This window comes from Bradyrhizobium sp. Ken64 (assembly GCF_055807555.1).
This window is the reverse complement of the sequence record NZ_JBVVPA010000002.1, coordinates 177,468-195,000: the sequence shown is the minus strand read 5'-3', so window position 1 is coordinate 195,000 and position 17,533 is coordinate 177,468. Positions and strand designations below refer to the sequence as shown.

Annotated in this window: 19 protein-coding genes; 10 read left to right on the top strand and 9 right to left on the bottom strand. The window is 64.6% G+C overall.

Going from position 1 to position 17,533, the window contains the following annotated elements:
- Positions 1 to 70: 70 nt before the first annotated feature.
- From paaA to AC0L2F_RS04050, 9 genes are all read left to right on the top strand, one after another.
- A complete protein-coding gene (gene paaA / locus AC0L2F_RS04090; RefSeq protein ID WP_473247801.1) occupies positions 71 to 1,063 on the top strand; it encodes a 1,2-phenylacetyl-CoA epoxidase subunit PaaA in 993 nt (330 codons plus the stop codon).
- Between the two features lie 10 nt (positions 1,064 to 1,073).
- Positions 1,074 to 1,361, top strand: a complete 288-nt coding sequence (paaB, locus tag AC0L2F_RS04085) for a 1,2-phenylacetyl-CoA epoxidase subunit PaaB (RefSeq protein ID WP_007607912.1) — start codon at positions 1,074 to 1,076, stop codon at positions 1,359 to 1,361.
- Between the two features lie 130 nt (positions 1,362 to 1,491).
- Positions 1,492 to 2,268, top strand: a complete 777-nt coding sequence (paaC, locus tag AC0L2F_RS04080; protein ID WP_473247581.1) for a 1,2-phenylacetyl-CoA epoxidase subunit PaaC — start codon at positions 1,492 to 1,494, stop codon at positions 2,266 to 2,268.
- Positions 2,262 to 2,765 (top strand): 1,2-phenylacetyl-CoA epoxidase subunit PaaD, encoded by a 504-nt coding sequence (gene paaD / locus AC0L2F_RS04075; RefSeq protein WP_473247580.1) that lies wholly within the window; start codon positions 2,262 to 2,264, stop codon positions 2,763 to 2,765. Before paaC ends, paaD begins: the two co-directional genes overlap by 7 nt.
- Positions 2,766 to 2,767: 2 nt before the next feature.
- Entirely contained in the window at positions 2,768 to 3,850 is a 1,083-nt protein-coding gene (gene paaE / locus AC0L2F_RS04070) for a 1,2-phenylacetyl-CoA epoxidase subunit PaaE (protein WP_473247579.1), read from the top strand.
- A 55-nt stretch (positions 3,851 to 3,905) separates the two neighbouring features.
- The gene (gene paaI / locus AC0L2F_RS04065) at positions 3,906 to 4,355 is read left to right on the top strand and encodes a hydroxyphenylacetyl-CoA thioesterase PaaI (RefSeq protein ID WP_473247578.1); all 450 of its coding nucleotides are present in this window, start codon (positions 3,906 to 3,908) and stop codon (positions 4,353 to 4,355) included.
- Between the two features lie 28 nt (positions 4,356 to 4,383).
- The gene (paaK, locus tag AC0L2F_RS04060) at positions 4,384 to 5,715 is read left to right on the top strand and encodes a phenylacetate--CoA ligase PaaK (RefSeq protein WP_473247577.1); all 1,332 of its coding nucleotides are present in this window, start codon (positions 4,384 to 4,386) and stop codon (positions 5,713 to 5,715) included.
- A gap of 181 nt (positions 5,716 to 5,896) precedes the next feature.
- On the top strand, positions 5,897 to 6,901 hold the full coding sequence (locus AC0L2F_RS04055) for a quinone oxidoreductase family protein (protein WP_473247576.1): 1,005 nt from the start codon (positions 5,897 to 5,899) through the stop codon (positions 6,899 to 6,901).
- A 2-nt stretch (positions 6,902 to 6,903) separates the two neighbouring features.
- Positions 6,904 to 7,986, top strand: coding sequence for a YeeE/YedE family protein (locus tag AC0L2F_RS04050; RefSeq protein ID WP_473247575.1), 1,083 nt, complete (start codon positions 6,904 to 6,906; stop codon positions 7,984 to 7,986).
- A gap of 1 nt (position 7,987) precedes the next feature.
- Here AC0L2F_RS04050 and AC0L2F_RS04045 read toward each other — a convergent pair whose 3' ends face one another.
- From AC0L2F_RS04045 to AC0L2F_RS04025, 5 genes are read right to left on the bottom strand one after another with little or no spacing between them, the layout of a single operon-like run.
- Positions 7,988 to 9,211, bottom strand: coding sequence for a bifunctional alpha/beta hydrolase/OsmC family protein (locus AC0L2F_RS04045; RefSeq protein WP_473247574.1), 1,224 nt, complete (start codon positions 9,209 to 9,211; stop codon positions 7,988 to 7,990).
- 26 nt (positions 9,212 to 9,237) lie between these two features.
- The gene (locus tag AC0L2F_RS04040) at positions 9,238 to 9,900 is read right to left on the bottom strand and encodes a sulfite oxidase-like oxidoreductase (protein WP_473247573.1); all 663 of its coding nucleotides are present in this window, start codon (positions 9,898 to 9,900) and stop codon (positions 9,238 to 9,240) included.
- A gap of 3 nt (positions 9,901 to 9,903) precedes the next feature.
- Positions 9,904 to 11,226, bottom strand: coding sequence for an MFS transporter (locus AC0L2F_RS04035; protein ID WP_473247572.1), 1,323 nt, complete (start codon positions 11,224 to 11,226; stop codon positions 9,904 to 9,906).
- 33 nt (positions 11,227 to 11,259) lie between these two features.
- A complete protein-coding gene (locus AC0L2F_RS04030) occupies positions 11,260 to 12,483 on the bottom strand; it encodes a cytochrome P450 (protein WP_473247571.1) in 1,224 nt (407 codons plus the stop codon).
- A 56-nt stretch (positions 12,484 to 12,539) separates the two neighbouring features.
- A complete protein-coding gene (locus AC0L2F_RS04025) occupies positions 12,540 to 12,749 on the bottom strand; it encodes a ferredoxin (RefSeq protein WP_007607931.1) in 210 nt (69 codons plus the stop codon).
- A gap of 134 nt (positions 12,750 to 12,883) precedes the next feature.
- Here AC0L2F_RS04025 and AC0L2F_RS04020 point away from each other — a divergent pair, with 134 nt between their 5' ends.
- Positions 12,884 to 13,531 carry a TetR/AcrR family transcriptional regulator gene (locus tag AC0L2F_RS04020; protein WP_473247570.1) on the top strand — a complete coding sequence of 216 codons (648 nt, stop codon included), beginning with the start codon at positions 12,884 to 12,886 and terminating at the stop codon, positions 13,529 to 13,531.
- Here the strand turns inward: AC0L2F_RS04020 and AC0L2F_RS04015 are convergent.
- From AC0L2F_RS04015 to AC0L2F_RS04000, 4 genes are all read right to left on the bottom strand, one after another.
- On the bottom strand, positions 13,528 to 14,178 hold the full coding sequence (locus tag AC0L2F_RS04015) for an aspartate/glutamate racemase family protein (RefSeq protein ID WP_473247569.1): 651 nt from the start codon (positions 14,176 to 14,178) through the stop codon (positions 13,528 to 13,530). The genes AC0L2F_RS04020 and AC0L2F_RS04015 overlap by 4 nt on opposite strands.
- A gap of 63 nt (positions 14,179 to 14,241) precedes the next feature.
- Entirely contained in the window at positions 14,242 to 15,255 is a 1,014-nt protein-coding gene (locus AC0L2F_RS04010; RefSeq protein ID WP_473247568.1) for an amino acid ABC transporter substrate-binding protein, read from the bottom strand.
- Between the two features lie 12 nt (positions 15,256 to 15,267).
- Complete coding sequence (locus tag AC0L2F_RS04005) at positions 15,268 to 16,617, bottom strand: aspartate aminotransferase family protein (RefSeq protein WP_473247567.1); 1,350 nt, start codon at positions 16,615 to 16,617, stop codon at positions 15,268 to 15,270.
- A gap of 3 nt (positions 16,618 to 16,620) precedes the next feature.
- On the bottom strand, positions 16,621 to 17,493 hold the full coding sequence (locus AC0L2F_RS04000) for a MurR/RpiR family transcriptional regulator (protein ID WP_473247566.1): 873 nt from the start codon (positions 17,491 to 17,493) through the stop codon (positions 16,621 to 16,623).
- Positions 17,494 to 17,533: the final 40 nt, after the last annotated feature.

Here is a 17,533-nt window from a genome sequence, read left to right as displayed (position 1 = left end):
TGTTACAGAAATATCTTGCATGACTTAGTTTCTGTTATATATTGCTCCCAATAAGATTGGGAGGATGCGCATGTATACCCAGGCGCTGAATACGGCCGAGAGCGATGATCGCGGCCTCGAGGACGCGGCCAAGGCTGCGCAGTTCCAGGCCCGCATCGATGCCGAGGAACGCATCGAGCCGAACGACTGGATGCCGGCGGCCTATCGCAAGACGCTCACCCGTCAGATCTCCCAGCACGCTCATTCCGAAATCGTCGGCATGCTGCCCGAGGGCAACTGGATCACGCGTGCGCCGTCGTTGCGCCGCAAGGCCGCGCTGCTCGCCAAGGTGCAGGACGAGTGCGGCCATGGCCTTTATCTCTATGCTGCCGCCGAGACGCTCGGCACGTCGCGCGAAGAGCTGGTCGACGCCATGCTCGCGGGCAAGGCAAAATATTCCTCGATCTTCAACTATCCGACGCTGACTTGGGCCGACATCGGCACCATCGGCTGGCTGGTCGACGGCGCCGCGATCATGAACCAGATCCCGCTGTGCCGCTGCTCCTACGGTCCCTATGCACGCGCGATGATCCGCGTCTGCAAGGAGGAGTCGTTCCACCAGCGCCAGGGCTACGAGATCATGCTGACGCTGTGCCGCGGCTCCGACGAGCAGAAGGCGATGGCGCAGGATGCCCTGAACCGCTGGTGGTGGCCGGTGCTGATGATGTTCGGCCCGCCCGATGCCACCAGCCAGCACAGCGACACCTCGACGAAGTGGAAGATCAAGCGTTTCTCCAACGACGAGCTGCGCCAGAAGTTCGTCGACGCCACCGTGCCGCAGGCGCAATATCTCGGCCTCACCATTCCCGATTCCGGCATGATTCAGGATGTGGATGGGCACTGGCGTTACAGCGAGATCGACTGGACCGAGTTCAAGCAGGTGCTCGCCGGCAACGGCCCCTGCAACCGTGACCGGATGGCTGCGCGCCGTAAGGCGCACGACGAAGGCGCCTGGGTGCGCGAGGCGGCAGCTAGCTATGCCGCCAAGCGCGCGCAGCGTCGAACTGCACAAGCGGCAGAGTAGGGAGATCACGATGGCCACGCCGAACACGCCGCTGTGGGAAGTCTTCATTCGCAGCCGCAACGGGCTCGCGCACAAGCACGTGGGATCGCTGCATGCAAGCGACGCCACCATGGCTCTGCAGGCCGCCCGTGACATCTACACCCGCCGCGGCGAGGGCCTTTCGATCTGGGTCGTGCCGTCGGCTGCGATCACCGCAAGCGATCCCGCGGAGAAGGGGATGATGTTCGAGCCGGCGGAATCGAAGATCTACCGGCACCCGACGTTCTATGAAGTGCCTGAGGAAGTGGGGCACATGTAGCTCTTTCTCCTCATGGTGAGGAGCCGCGAAGCGGCGTCTCGAACCATGAAGGCCCGTGACCCGCGGCCCATCCTTCGAGACGGCGCTTCGCGCCTCCTCAGGATGATGTCGGAACAAGTGGATAGGACAGATGCCCGTCGCGAACATCCAGATCTCTGAGACGCCGCTGGTGCTCTATGCATTGCGCCGCGCCGACGACGCGCTGATCCTCGGCCACCGGCTGTCGGAATGGTGCGGGCACGCGCCGATGCTGGAGGAGGACATGGCGCTCTCCAACATCGCGCTCGACCTCATCGGCCAGGCCCGCGAGCTCTACACCTACGCAGCCAAAGCCGAAGGCAAGGACAACGACGAAGACAAGCTCGCCTACCTGCGCGATGTCAGGCAGTATCGCAATCTGCTGCTCCTCGAGCAGCCGAACGGCGACTTCGCCCAGACCCTAGTGCGGCAATTCTTCTACTCCGCCTTCGCCGATCTCTACTGGCGTGCGATGATGGCTTCGCGCGACGCGGCGCTTGCGGCCATTGCCGCCAAGTCGGAGAAGGAGAGTGCCTATCATTTGCGGCATTCCTCGGAGTGGATCATCCGGCTCGGCGACGGCACCGACGAGAGCCATGCCCGCGCGCAGGCTGCCATCGATCATCTCTGGGCGTTCACCGGCGAGATGTTTACCGTCGACGACGGCGAGCGCGCCTTGATCCATGGCGGTATCGCCGTAGACCCAGGGACCTTGCGGGGTCGCTGGCTGACGACACTCTCGGATGTGATCGGCGAAGCAATGCTCAAGCTGCCGCAGAACGACTGGATGCAGCAGGGCGGCCGCGTGGGCCGGCACAGCGAGCATCTCGGTCATCTTCTCTCAGAGCTGCAGTCGATACAGCGCACCTTCCCGGGGCAGACATGGTGACGGTGCTGGAGCCCCATAGCGAACTGCGCCAACGGGCCTGGGAGGCCGCGGCGAGTGTGGTCGATCCCGAAATTCCGGTTTTGACCATCGCCGATCTCGGCGTCCTCCGCGATGTCGTCCTCGACGGCGATCAGGTCGAGGTCGCGATCACGCCGACCTATTCGGGCTGCCCGGCCATGAACATGATCGCATTGGAAATCGAGGTCGCGCTGGAGCGCGCCGGTTTCCGCAGTCCAAAGGTCCGCACCGTGCTGTCGCCGGCCTGGACCACCGACTGGATGAGCGAAGAGGGCCGCCAGAAGCTTCACGCCTACGGAATCGCGCCGCCGCAGGCTTCGAATTCACGCCGCGCGCTGTTCGGCGAGCAAGCCGTTGCGTGCCCGCAATGCGGCTCGACGAATACCGAGCTGCTGTCCGAATTCGGCTCGACCTCCTGCAAGGCGCTCTGGCGCTGCAGGGCCTGCCGCGAACCCTTCGATTATTTCAAGTGTCATTGATCATGTCAGCAGCCGCACCGCGCTTCCATCGTCTGGCCGTCAACGACCTCCGCCGCGAGGCGTCGGACGCCGTATCGCTGACATTTGCCATCCCGACGGAGCTTGCGACCGACTACGCCTTCACCCCCGGCCAATACCTCACACTCCGCACAATGCTGGATGGCGAGGAAGTGCGCCGCTCCTATTCGATCTGCTCCGGGCCCGACGACGGCGAGATACGCATCGCCGTCAAGAAGGTCGATGGAGGCGCGTTTTCGAGCTGGGCGGCGGACGATTTGAAGTGTGGCGACGCGCTGGACGTGATGACGCCCACGGGACGGTTCGGCGTGATCCCGCCTGCCGGCGCCGGCCGCATCCATGTCGGCTTTGCCGCAGGCTCCGGCATCACGCCGATCCTGTCGATCGTGAAGGGCGTGCTCGCGCGCGAAGCCGACAGCCGTTTCTTCCTGTTCTACGGCAATCGCACGACCGACAACATCATGTTCCTCGAGGCGCTCGAAGAGCTCAAGGATCGCTTCATCGATCGCCTCTCGATCTTCCACGTCATCTCGGGCGAGGAACAGGACATTCCGATCCTGCACGGCCGGCTCGACGGCGACAAGGTGAGGGTGTTGCTGCGCTCGCTGGTACCGGCGGAAAGCGTCGATCACGTCTTCATCTGCGGTCCGTCCGGCATGAGCGAGGACATCGAGGCGACCTGCCGAGGGCTCGGCATCGCGGACGAGCGTATCCATGTCGAGCGCTTCGTCTCGGAGTTCGGCGGCAAGCCGCGGCCGAAGAAGATCGTTGCGCCGGACGCGCCGCCGAAGGCGATCGCGTCGCTGATCATCGACGGCAAGCGTCGCGACGTGCCGGTGGCCGAGGACGAGGCGATCCTCGATGCCGCGCTACGCGCCGGCGTCGATCTGCCCTTCGCCTGCAAGGGCGGCATGTGCTCGACCTGCCGCGCCAAACTGGTGGAAGGTGAGGCGCCGATGGACATCAACTACTCGCTGGAACCCTGGGAGCTGAAGGCCGGCTTTGTCCTGACCTGTCAGGCCAAGCCATCGTCGGGGCGGGTTGTGGTCGATTACGACCACGTTTGACAGTCTTAGCCAGGCAGCAGAACATCGTGTCCAAACAATCGGACGGGAGGAGCGCGTGAACGTCAAAGCCACCTTGTCGCCCGAGGATGTTGCCCGCGCCTGCGCCGATGCGATGTGGGCGGAGGACGATGCCTCCAAGGGGCTCGGCATGGAGATCATCGAGATCGGGCCGGGCTATGCCACGCTCGCTATGACCGTACGGCCGGACATGGTCAACGGCCAGCGCATCGCCCATGGCGGCTTCATCTTCACGCTGGCCGATTCCGCGTTCGCTTTCGCGTGCAACTCGCACAACGACCGCGTCGTGGCGGCGCAGGGACAGATCACCTTCATCAAGCCGGGCAAGCTCGGCGATCGCCTCGTCGCAAGAGCGCGCGAAGTTGCGCGCGGCGGCCGGTCCGGCATCTATGACGTGCGCGTCACTGCCGGCGATACAGTCATCGCCGAATTCCGCGGGCACTCGCGGGTCATTCCGGGCAATTGGCTGCCGGCGCAGAATCAATAAAGAAAAGCAATGATACGGGGAAACGAGGATGGCTCTGTCGAGGCTCAAGGAAGGTGGTAACATCTATCGCGCCGAAATGGATGCGCATGAGCGCGCATCGCGCGACGAGATCATGGCACTCCAGACGCAGCGGCTGGCCTGGTCGCTGAAACACGCCTACGACAACGTCCCGCATTATCGCAAGGCCTTCGACGCGGCCGGCGTGCATCCGTCCGACTTTCGCGAGCTCTCCGATCTTGCGAAATTCCCGTTCACGGTGAAGACGGATCTGCGCGACAACTATCCTTTCAACATGTTTGCCGTGCCCCGTGAAAAGCTGGTGCGCGTGCATGCGTCCTCCGGCACGACGGGCAAGCCGATCGTGGTAGGCTATACGCAACGCGACATCGACACATGGTCGGACGTGATGGCGCGCTCGATCCGCGCCGCCGGCGGTCGCACCGGCATGATCATCCACAATGCCTATGGTTACGGTCTCTTCACCGGCGGGTTAGGGGTGCACTATGGCGCCGAAAAGCTCGGCTGCACCGTGGTGCCGATCTCCGGCGGCATGACCGAGCGGCAGGTGCAGCTCATCAACGATTTCCGGCCCGACATCATTACAGTGACGCCGAGCTACATGCTGGCGATCCTCGACGAGTTCAAGCGTCAGAAGCTCGATCCGCGTCAATGCTCGCTCAAGGTCGGCATTTTTGGCGCGGAGCCCTGGACCAATGCGATGCGCGGCGAGATCGAAGACGCCTTCGACATGGACGCGACCGACATCTACGGTCTTTCCGAGGTGATCGGGCCCGGCGTTGCGCAGGAATGTATCGAGACCAAGGACGGCCTGCATATCTGGGAGGATCACTTCTATCCTGAAGTGATCGACCCTGATACCGGTGTGGTGCTGCCCGACGGCGAGAAGGGCGAACTGGTGTTTACTTCGCTCACCAAGGAAGCCTTTCCGGTGATCCGCTATCGCACCCGCGACCTGACGCGACTGTTGCCGGGCACGGCGCGGCCGGGCATGCGGCGGATGGAGAAGGTCACGGGTCGTTCCGACGACATGATCATCCTGCGCGGCGTCAATCTGTTCCCGACCCAGATTGAGGAGGTTCTGCTCGCCACCGACTGGTGCGGCGGGCATTTCATTCTGGAACTCACCCGCGAAGGCCGCATGGACGAACTGACCATCATTGCCGAGGCGCGGCCCGAGAGCTGGGATGGCCGGGGTCTCCTCGACCATGCCGATCGGATCTCAACCCATGTCAAGAACACGATCGGCATCAGCTCCAACGTGCGGGTCGTTGCGCCGGCCACGCTGGAACGCTCGCTCGGCAAGGCCAAGCGTCTCTACGACAAGCGGCCGAAGGATTAGGTCTCACCCCTCATGGTGAGGAGGCGCGCAGCGCCGTCTCGAACCATGCCGGCCAGGATGCTGCAACGCGGGCCTTCATCCTTCGAGGCGGCGCTGGCGCGGCTCCTCAGAATGAGGCGAGGCCGGTTGACTTGGCTCTCTCCAAAGGCGACAAGGCCCGCGAGAAATCACGGGTCCATCGATGTCACCAGCCGAGAGCAAAGCCGTTGAGGCGCGCTGCGTGCGCCTCAACGCCAAGGCAGAGAACGCCGCCGCGCTTGCACCTGCCATCGAGCGTCATACCCTCACGCGTGGTCCGAATGAACTCCTGATCGAGGTGAAGGCCGCTGCCGTCAATCCGTCCGACGTCAAGGCCGCGACCGGGCTGATGCCCTATGCCGTCTTCCCCCGCACGCCGGGTCGCGATTACGCCGGCGTGGTGATCGACGGGCCGGCCGGTACGATCGGCCGTGAGGTGTTCGGCTCCTCCGGCGATCTCGGCATCCGTCGCGACGGCACTCACGCCAGCCATCTCGTCGTTGAATCCGACGCGGTGGTGGAGAAGCCGAAAACCGTATCCTGGGAGGAGGCCGCCGGCATCGGTGTGCCCTTTGTCACCGCCATGGAGGGTTTTCGCCGCGCCGGCATTCCAAAGCCCGGGGAAACGGTGCTGGTGTTCGGCGTCAATGGCAAGGTCGGTCAAGCTGCGGTGCAGATCGCGACATGGCAGGGTGCGCGTGTCATCGGCGTGGTGCGCAAGGCGGAAGCTTATGAGGGCCACACCAACGCATCCATCGAGGTGATCGACGCTTCCGCGACCGACGTCGCCACACGCGTGCGCGAGTTGACGGATGGTAGAGGCGCCGACATCGTCTTCAACACGGTCGGCGATCCCTATTTCCAGGCGGCGCACAAGTCGCTCGCGCTTCGCGGCCGCCAGATCCTGATCGCCGCGATCGATCGCATCGTGCAGTTCAACATCCTCGAATTCTATCGCGGGCAACATACCTATGTCGGCATCGACACGCTCGGCCTGTCGTCGATCGCAACAGGCGCTGTGCTGCGTGACCTCGGCCCGGGCTTCGCGAGCGGGTACCTGAAACCGTTTCCCATCAAGGCGAACGCCGTCTATTCGCTCGAACGCGCGAAGGAGGCCTATGTCGCCGTTGCCGGCTCGTCCCGGGACCGCGTGATCCTGAAGCCTTGATCATGGAATCGTCCACCCAACTCGTCATCCTCGCGGGCCTCGTCATCGGCCTGGTTTACGGCGCCACCGGCCTGCTCAGTGGCTTTTGCCTGATGAGCAGCATGCGCGGTTGGCTATCGAACGGGGATGGACGGTTGGTACGAACCTATGCGCTGGCGATCGCGGTCGCGACCGCAGCGAGCCAACTCCTCGCCGGCAACGGCGTGGTCGATCTCGGTAAATCGATCTACCTGCAACAGTCCTTTTCGGTGCCGGTGCTGTTTCTGGGTGGACTTCTGTTCGGATACGGCATGGTGCTGTCGAACGGCTGCGGTTCGCGCGCGCTGGTGCTGCTCGGTCGCGGCAATCTGCGCTCCTTCGTCGTGGTGGTCGTGCTCGCCATCGCCGCGCAGATGACGCTCAAGGGCCTGATTGCGCCGGCGCGCATCGCGCTGGTCCAGGCCTCGCAAACCACGGTCAACATGAATTCGTTGCCGTCGCTGTTGGCGATGTTCGGTCCGGCTGAAGCGGTTTCGCGCGCGGTGGCTGCTGCTGTCATCGTCGTCTTGCTGATCCTGTTTGCTTTCGCGCACCCAGCGTTCCGGCGTTCGCCCGGCCAGATTGCGGCCGGTGTCATCGTCGGTCTCCTCGTCGCGGGCGGCTGGTTCGTCACCGGCTATCTCGGCGCGGATGACTTCAACCCCGTCCCAGTGACCTCGCTCACCTTCATCGCGCCGATCGCGGACAGCCTGCAGTATGCCATGCTCTCGACCGGCTTGACGCCGAACTTTGGCATCGCGACGGTTGCCGGCGTCTTCGCCGGCAGTCTGGTCACCGCGCTTGCGACGGGCCGTTTCCATCTCGAAGGCTATTCCTCGCCAAGCCACATGCTGCGATCGGCCGGTGGTGCCGCGCTGATGGGCGTCGGCGGTGTGATGGCCTTCGGCTGTTCGATCGGGCAGGGGCTAACCGGCGTGTCGACGCTCGCGCTGGGCTCGTTCGTCGCCGTCGCCGGCATCCTGCTCGGCACGACGGCGGGCTTGCGCGGGATGCTGCGCGTAGTCCCGTTCAAGCCGGTAACCGACACAACGTCAAGCACCGCCTAGATCATTCCACGGCCTTGGTCACGATGCGGATTTCCGAGGTCAGCGTCCGGTGCACCGGGCATTTGTCGGCGATCTCCATCAGTTTCTTGCGCTGCTCGGCATCGAGCGCGCCGTCCATCGCGATGTCGCGCTCGATCCGGTCGAGCATGCCATCGCGCGTCTCGCACTCCGCGCAGTCTTTTGCATAGATCTTGGAATGCTTCAGCGAGACGGTGACACGATCGAGCGGCAGCGACTTGCGGTCGGCATAGAGGCGCATGGTCATGGAGGTACAGGCCCCGAGGCCAGCGAGCAGGAGATCGTAGGGACCAGGGCCGGCATCCTCGCCGCCGGCGGCGACCGGCTCGTCCGCGATGAGCTGATGCGGACCGACGGAGATGGTCTGGTTGAACTTGCTCTTGCGGGTCTCCTGCACCACGACCCGGCGCGGCGCCTCGGGGAGATCCATCGCCTGCGCAGGTTTCGCCGTGTCGATGTATCGGCTCGCCCAGGCCGCGATCACGTCGGCTGCGTAGAGCGCGTCGGCCGGCTTGGTCAGGAGATGATCGGCATGATCGAGCGAGACGAAGCTCTTGGGATGCCGGGCGGAAACGAAGAGCTTCGTCGCATTGTCGATGCCGACGGTATCGTCGACCGGAGAATGCATCACCAACAGCGCCTTGTGCAGGCCGGTGACGTCCTTCATCAGCTCGTGCTCGGCGACATCGTCGAGGAATTCGCGCTTGATCCGGAACGGGCGTCCCGCAAGCGAGACTTCGACCTCACCTTGCGTGCGAATGTCGTCGAGATGCTCTTTGAAAAGGCCGGTGACGTGGGCGGGATCGGATGGTGCCGCAATGGTCACAACCGCCTTGGCTTCCGGGATTTGTCCTGCTGCCGCAAGGATCGCGGCGCCGCCGAGGCTGTGACCGATCAGGATCGACGGCACCTTGCGGACGCTACGCAGGTGATCGGCGGCGCGGACGAGATCGGCGATGTTGGAGGAAAACGTCGAATTGGCAAAATCCCCTTCACTGGAACCGAGCCCGGTGAAGTCGAAGCGAAGCACCGCGATGCCCTTGGCGGCGAGCGCGACCGAGATGCGTTTGGCGGCCAGCGTGTCCTTGCCGCAGGTGAAGCAATGCGCGAACAGCGCGAAGGCCGCGGGCTCGCCGTCGGGTAGCTCCAGCGCGGCCGAAAGTTGATGGCCGCCTTCGCCGGTAAATTGAAAGCGCTCTGCCGGCATGGGCTTCCCCCGTTCCTTGCTTGAACCTAATCGCCCGAATAGCGCTGCTCTGCCCAGGGGTCGCCGCGATTATGATAGCCGCGGACTTCCCAGAAGCCCGGCGCGTCCTCGGTCAGGAATTCGATCGACTGAACCCATTTGGCGCTCTTCCAGAAATACAGATGTGGCACGACCAGCCGCACCGGGCCGCCATGTTCGGCCGACAATGGCTCACCGGACCAGCTATGGGCGAGCAATGCGTCCTCGGCGGCGAAGTCGTCCAGCGCGAGGTTGGTGGTGTAGCCGTCATGGGAATGCAGCACGACGAAGCGCGCGTCCTCGCGCGGCTTGCAGGCCGCGAGCAGCTCGCGCGTGGCGAGCCCTTCCCACTCATTGTCGTAGCGCGACCAGGTGGTGACGCAGTGGATGTCGGAGGTGAACCGCGCCTGCTTCTGGGCGGCGAACTCGGCAAAGGTCCAGAACACGGGGGTCTCGATTGCGCCGTAGACGTCGAGCCGCCAGCGCTCGCGCGACACCGGCGGCACGACCCCGAGATCGAGTACCGGCCAGTCCTTTGTCAGATGCTGGCCCGGCGGCAGGCGCTGATCCTCCGAGCGCGTGATCTTGCCGGTCAAAAACCGGCCTTCGCGCGCCCATTTTTCCTTGGTGCGCGTCAGCTTGCTGTCGGGCGGCTCGTTGTCTTCGGCCATCGGCTACTCGTGGCGATGCATCGCGGAGGCGTGCTTGGTGTCGCGCATGGTAGAATAGATCACCAGCGACAGGAAGATGATGCTGGCAAGATAGTAGTAGAACCACGCCTCATGCCCGATGCTCTTGAAATAGAGCGCGATCGCCGGCGCCGTGCCGCCGAACATCGAGACGGTGATCGCATAAGGCAGGCCGACGCCGAGGGCGCGGACATTGGTCGGGAACAGCTCGGCCTTCACTACCGCGTTGATCGAGGTGTATCCGGCGACGAACAGCCAGGCCGCGCAGATCAGGATGAACGCAATGAAGGGCGACTTGGTCTCCTTCAGCGTCATCAGCAGCGGCACGGTGGCGAGCGTGCCCGCGACGCCGAAGAAGATCAGCAGCGGCTTGCGGCCGATCTTGTCGGAGATGGCGCCATAGATCGGCTGCAGGATGGTCGCGAAGATCAGCGTGCCGAAGATCACGAAAGTGGTCTGGTCCGCGGTCAACCCCACCGAAAGCTTGACGAAGGTCTGCATATAGGTGGTGAAGGTGTAGAACGCCGCGGTGCCGCCCGCGGTCAGGCCGACCACCAGGAGCAACTCACGGGGATAGCGCAGCAAATTGGTCAGCGAGCCGGTCGGCTTCACCACCTTCCTGGCTTCCTCGAAGGCCTCGGTCTCGTGCAAGCCGCGCCGCATCACCGCGGCAAAGATCGCGAGCGCCGCACCGATCGCAAACGGGATGCGCCAGCCCCAGGCTCTCAGCTCCTCTGGCGTGAGGAAGATCTTTTGCAGAAGCAGCAGCACGATGATCGCGGTGAGCTGGCCGCCGATCAGGGTGACGTATTGGAAGCTCGAATAGAAGCCGCGATGCTTGGGGTCGGCGACCTCGCTGAGGTAGGTGGCGCTGGCACCGTATTCGCCGCCGAGACTCAAGCCTTCGATGACGCGGGCGAGCGCCAGGATCACCGGTGCGGCGAAGCCGATCGTTGCGTAGGTCGGCGTCAGCGCGATGATCAGCGAGCCGAAGCACATGAAGACGACCGACAGCGTCAGCGAGATGCGCCGCCCGTAATGATCGGCGATATAGCCGAACAGCCAGCCGCCCAGGGGCCGCATCAGGAAGGTCGCCGCGAATACGACGGCGACATTCAACTGCTGGACGACGGGGTCGTTGCCGGGAAAGAAGGCGGGAGCGAAATAGAGCGCAAACGCGGTGTAGGCGTAGAAGTCGTACCACTCGACCAAATTGCCGATCGAGCCGATGAAGATCGCCTTGATCCGGCGCTTGGCGTCGGCAACGTCAATGTGGTCGGAGGCCGGTCGCGTTAGTTGCTCAGTCACGTCCGGCCTCTCCGTATCGCTGTTTGGAGAGGTCTACATCGCCTTTCCAAGCAAAAATGGCAACTGGCGGGGACCTCTGACGGTTCCCTGTGACCAGGTCACCGTGCCTGCCGGATCGAGGGCGAAGTCCGGAATTCGCTTCAGCCATTCCTCCAGTGCAACCTGCATTTCCATGCGCGCAAGGTTCGAGCCGACGCAGCGGTGGATGCCGAGGCCGAAGGCGGCGTGCCGGTTCTCGCGGCGGTCAATCACGACCTTGTCAGCATCCGGAAACATTTTCGGGTCACGGTTGGCGGCCGGGAAGGACAGCAGCACCATGTTGCCCGCCTTGACCGGGCAGCCGGAAATCGTGGTCTCCTTGACCACTTCGCGCGCCATCGTCACCGGCGAATAGGCGCGCAGGAGCTCTTCCACCGCGGTCGGGATCAACTCGGGCTCGGCAGTCAGGCGCTCGCGGTCGGCGGGCGTCCGGGCGAGGTGCCAGAGCGAGGAGCCGATCGCGCTCCAGGTGGTGTCGATGCCGGCAATCAGGAGCAGGCGCAGCGAGCCCAGCACGTGTGAATCCTCGAGCGGGTTGCCGTCCTTGTCCCTGGCATTCATCAGGTAGGAAATAAGATCGTCGGTCGGCTTGGTCTTGCGCGCCTCGATATGGCCGCTGAAATAGACGGTCATCTCCTGCACCGCCTGGAGCAGCGTATTTTCGTCCTTGATGCCAAGTTCCAGGATCATGTGGATCCAGCGGATGAAGAGATCGCTGTCTGTCTCGGGGATGCCGAGCATGTGTGCGATCGCGCGAACCGGAATGTGCTTGGTGTAGCGCTCTGCCGCGTCCAGTCGGCCTTCAGCGATGAAACCGTCGATCAACTCGTTACAGATCGCGCGCACCCGCGGCTCCAGCTTCTTCATCGCGTCCGGCGTGAACGGCGGCAGCAGCAATTGCTTGGCTGGCTTGTGCACCGGCGGATCGGACGTGATCGGCGGGGCGGAGTTTCTGCTGGTGATCTCCGGCCGAACGTCGCGGACGATGATGCGGCGTGAGGAGAAATGCTCGCTGTCGTTGGCGATCTCGCGCACCGCTTCATAGGTCGTCGGCAGGTAGCAGCCGAGGAAGCGCTCGGTGTGCACGACCGGGCTTGCGGCGCGCAGCTCGTCCCAGATCGGGAAGGGATCTTCGGTCCATTGCGGATCGGTGTGGTCGAAATCATGGACCCAGTCGGTCACGGGCGGATGGGCGGCGGGCTGGCTGATGTCGGACATCTCGAAATCCCCTGGGGCTCGTGGTCGTGGAAGGCACGCGGGCGGCAGCGGCTGCGCTACTCCTCGATCACGTCGATCGCGATTTCCGGACAATTGGATTTGGCAAGCCAGGCCTTGTCTTCGAGGCCGGGCGGGACGGTGCCGTCGCCGGCTTCGTGGGCGTTGCCGTATTCGTCGAGCTCGAACAGCTCCGGCGCCAGCGCCTTGCAGCGCGCGTGCCCCTGGCATTTGTCCGGATCGACGTGAACCCTCAGTCGCTCTGTCATGGCGGCTTCCTCGGTCGTGTGCGCCCCGGCCGAAGCCGGCGCGCGCTCCCATTTGAGTTCTTGTTCAAGTTATAGGCTATTACATTCGCGACAGGCTTCCCCTGTCAAGCGCAAACTTATAGGCTCTGCGCAACATGCGTTCACAACTTGCCCGCAAGCCCGAGAATACCTACCACCATGGCGATCTCCGCGACGCCTTGATCAAGGCCGCGCTGCGCGAAGCCGAGCAGGGCGGGACGGAGGCGATCAGCATCAAGGCGCTTGCAAAGCAGCTGGGCGTCTCGCAGCCGGCGCCCTACCGGCATTTTGCCGATCGCGAGGCGCTGCTAACGGCGGTGACGGCGGAGGCGTTCCGGCAGCTCAGCGGGATCTTGCGGGCGGCGATGGCAAAGCCGTCGAAGCGCTCGAAGCTCTCGCTGCTGGCCCAGGCGACGCTGGATTTCGGCTTACGCCGCAATGGCATTTATCGCTTGATGTTCGCCTCGCGCACGGTGTCCTGTGCGGCGAAAGGCAGCGAGCTGCACGAAGCGACGCGCGAAACCTTTGCGCTCGTGGTCGAGGCGCTGGAAGCTCCGGCAGTTGATTACTTGCGCGAGCGGCAGGCGCTCAAGATCTGGGCGGCGGTGCACGGCGTGGTGATGCTGGCTGAGCAGGGACTGCTCACCGGCGAGGCGGCCCATGCCACGCGCGAGGACCTTGTCGAGGATTTTGTCAGCGAAACCAAGGTCGCGCTTGCGGCGGCGATCAAGGGCGCGCGACGCCGGAAAAAGGCCGGCGCTTAAGCCTTCGCCGCGAACAGCTTCATCAGCTTCTCGACGGCGCTGTCAGGCGTCGTCACCACAGCGCGGCCGGTGGCTTCTGCCACGAGGGGCGCAGTTGCCGCGATGCTGAATTGCGCGAGCGCGACGACGTCGCAATCGCGCAAATCGCGTGCGGCTTCCACGATCAGCCGGTCATGCGTAGCGCGGTCGCCGCGGTCGAGCGCGGCCAGCGCGCCTTCGGCAAGCTTCGGTACGATCTGGACGGAGGAAGGAAACTCCGGCGGCATCGAGGCCAGCGTCGGCGGGAAGGTCGAGAGCAGGCCGATGCGCTGGCCCATCGTCACCGCCCGTTCGATCATGGCTTGGTTCGGCTTGAGCACCGGCATCGGCGCATGCGCGCGCGCGACCGCCTCGATGCAGGGACCGAAGGCCGAGCAGGTGAACAGGATCGCATCCGCGCCTGTCGCCGCGGCGTAACGACCGAGCGCAAGAAAGCGTTCGGTCATGGCATCGTTGAGCTTGCCGTCACGCGCCAGATCCGACGACAGGCTGTCATCGAGCAGGTTCATCAGCCGCGCTTCCGGCCACGCCTTCGCGAACGCAGCTTCGATCGGAGCGATGGAATGCTCGAGGGCGTGGATCAGGGTGATGCGAGGAGACGTCGGCATTGAACGTTACCTGATGGGAGGTCGCGTGCCCCGGACGCCGCGCGTCCGGGACACGAGAAGCGTTTACTTGAACGGCACCGCGTACATCAAGCCGCCCTTGCTCCAGAGGCCGTTGAGGCCGCGCTCGAGCTTGAGCGGGCTCGCCTTGCCGACATTGCGCTCGTAGATCTCGCCGTAATTGCCGGTGGCCTTGATGGCCGTGACCAGCCATTTGTTGTCGAGCCCGAGCCGCGAGCCGAGATCGCCGGAAGCACCGAGCAGGCGCTGGATCGCGGGCGTCTGCGACTTCGCCATCTCGTCGACATTGCCCTGTGTGACGCCAAGCTCTTCGGCCTCGATCAAGCCGTAATGCAGCCAGGTGATGATGTCGCTCCAGACCTCGTCGCCATTGCGGGTGAAGGGGCCGAGCGGCTCCTTGCTGATGGTCTGCGGCAGCACGACGTAGTCGGCCGCGCTCGGCGCCGCGGTCGTCACGGCGCCTGCGAGCGCGGAAGCGTCCTGGGTCATGGCATCGCAACGCCCGCCGAAGAAGGTCTGGTACATGGTGTCGACGCGGTCGAACACCAGTGGCTTCCAGTCGATGCCGTTGGCGCGGCCGTAGTCACCGAGCGTGACCTCATGCGTAGTGCCCTGCGCGACGCAGACGGTGGCGCCCTTGAGATCCTTGATCTCCTTCACGCCGAGGTCCTTCTTCACGACAAAGCCCTGACCGTCGTAGAAGTTGATTGGGCCTTGCCGCAGGCCCAGCGTGACGCCGCGCAGATAGGTCTGCGTCGAGTTGCGGTAGAGCACGTCGATCTCGCCGGACTGGAGCGCGGTGAAGCGGTTCTGCGCGGTCAGCGAGACGTAACGCACCTTGCTGGCATCGCCGAGCACGCCGGCGGCGAGCGCGCGGCAATAATCGACGTCGAGACCCTTGTAGTTGCCTTGCGAATCCGGCGCGGAGAAGCCGGCAAAACCGGCGCTGACGCCGCATATCAGCGTGCCGCGGCTTTTCACCGTGTCGAGCGTTGCCGCCGACGCGACCACCGTCGATGCCGCGAGCACGCCGGCTATGATAACCACTCTTCTCATCATGCTATTCTCCCCTCAGTGATTGACACGACGCAATACGCTGTCGACGGCCGTGCCGAGCTTGTCGACGATCAGATCGATCTCCTCCGCGGAGGTGATATAGGGCGGCGCCAGCAGCACGTGGTCGCCACGGACGCCGTCCGCGGTGCCGCCGCCGGGATAGCAGCCGAGGCCGTTGGCGAAGGCCTCCGCCTTGATCTTCTGGTTCAGCTTCAGCGCGGGATCGAACGAGGTCCGGCTGGCGCGATCGGCGACGAGCTCGATGGCCCAGAACAGCCCGCGGCCCCTGATATCGCCGACATGGTGGTGATTGCCGAATCGCTCGGTGAGCCGCTGCTCGAGCTGCTTGCCGCGCTCCTTGACTCGGTCGAGCAGGCTGTCCTCGCGGATCACGTCCTGCACCGCGAGGGCGGCGGCGCAAGCGAGGGGATGAGCGAGATAAGTGTGGCCGTGCAGGAAGGCGCCCGAGCCTGAGCGGATTGTGTCGATGATCCTGCCGCTCGCGAGCATCGCGCCGATCGGCTGGTAGCCGCCGCCGAGGCCCTTGGCGATCGCCTGGATGTCGGGCGCGATGCCTTCCTGCTCCCAGGCATGCGTGGTGCCGGTGCGGCCCATGCCGCACATGACCTCGTCGAGGATGAGCAGCGCGCCGTGTCGGTCGCAGATTTCGCGCACCGCCTTGAAGTAGCCGTCCGGCGCCGTCACGGCACCTGCGGTGGCGCCGACGACGGGCTCGGCGAGGAACGCGGCGACCGTATTGGGACCGAGGCGCTGAAACTCGGCTTCGAGCTCCGCCACAAGCCGGGCGACGAATTGCGCATCGGATTCGCCCTCGTGCTTCTCGTGATAGGCGAAGGCCGGGGTCACATGGCTGAAGGCGTCGGAGAGCAGCGGCGCATAGGGCGCACGCCGCCAGGCATTGCCGCCGGCGGCCAGCGCGCCGAGCGTGTTGCCGTGATAGCTCTGCCGCCGGGCGATGAAATGCTGCCGCTGCGGCTCGCCGCGTTCGATGAAATACTGCCGCGCGAGCTTGATGCTGGCCTCGATCGCCTCCGACCCGCCGCTGACGAAATAGGCGTAGGCGAGGCCGCCGGGCTCATGGCCGACCAGCGTCTCGGCAAGGGCCTCCGCCGGCTCGGACGAGAAGAAGGCTGTGTGGGCGTACGCCAGCGTCGAGGCCTGCTTCGTCATCGCCGCGATGACGCGTGGATGCTGGTGGCCGAGGCAAGAGACTGCCGCGCCGCCGGAGGCGTCGATCACGCGGCGTCCATCCTCGGCAAAGAGATAGACGCCTTCGCCGCCGATCGCCTTGGGCGGCGTTTCGCGCAGCGAGCGATGCAGCACGCGGCTGGTGCGAGCGGCCATGGGTCAACCTTTCTCTGAAACGTAAGTTGAGGCCGCGGCCAGCCGCGCCTCGGTATTCTCCAGGCGCTTCTTCGCCGCCGTGCCGCCGAGCGAAAACGTCACGGCGGCGAGCGATTGCGCGATCGCAATGGCGCCGGTGAGGCTCGGGAAAAAGCCGGGAGAGGAGGCCGCTTCGAACAGCAGCACGTGGTCGGCGCCTTCAGCCATCGGCGCCGAAGGGCTATCGGCGATCGCGATCAAGGCCGCGCCGGAGCGATAGGCGGCCTGCGCAACCCGGACGCTCGCATGGGTGTAGGGCATGAAGCCGACGACGATGACGGCCTCGCCGGGCCGGAACGCGCCCATGTCGAGATCATCGGGGCCGGACGCGCCGACGAGTTGCACCTGTTCGGGACGAAACAGCCGGAGCTCGTAGTTCAACAGTTCCGCGACGCTGCGGCAGCTTCGGTAGCCGGTGATCCAGATCCGCTTTGCGTCGTGCAGCGCGCGCGCCGCCTCCGTAATCGGCTGGGCCGGGATGCGCGGAAGGCCGGCGGCCTCGGCCTCCAGCTTGTCGGTGACCAGCGCGACATCGGCGTTCGGACCGTGGCGGCGACCCTTGGCGCGGCCGGAGAACGGCGCAATCTGCGAAGGCCGCCGTGCCTCCGTCAACGCCGCACGCAACTCATCCCAGCCCGAATAGCCGATCGCCTTGGCAAGCCGCGTGAACGCGGCGGGATCGGCACCGGCAACCGCTGCGAGATCGCGCATCGAACGCGTCGTGGCGTCGTAATCATTGGCCGCGACGAAACGCCCGACCTCCTGCAACCGCATCGGAAGCGATGGCAATGCAATGCGCAGTTCGCTCAGCGGCGAGGATTTCGCGGGCTCGGCCATGAAACATTTGTTGCACGAAGTAGAGTTTGGTGCAACACTT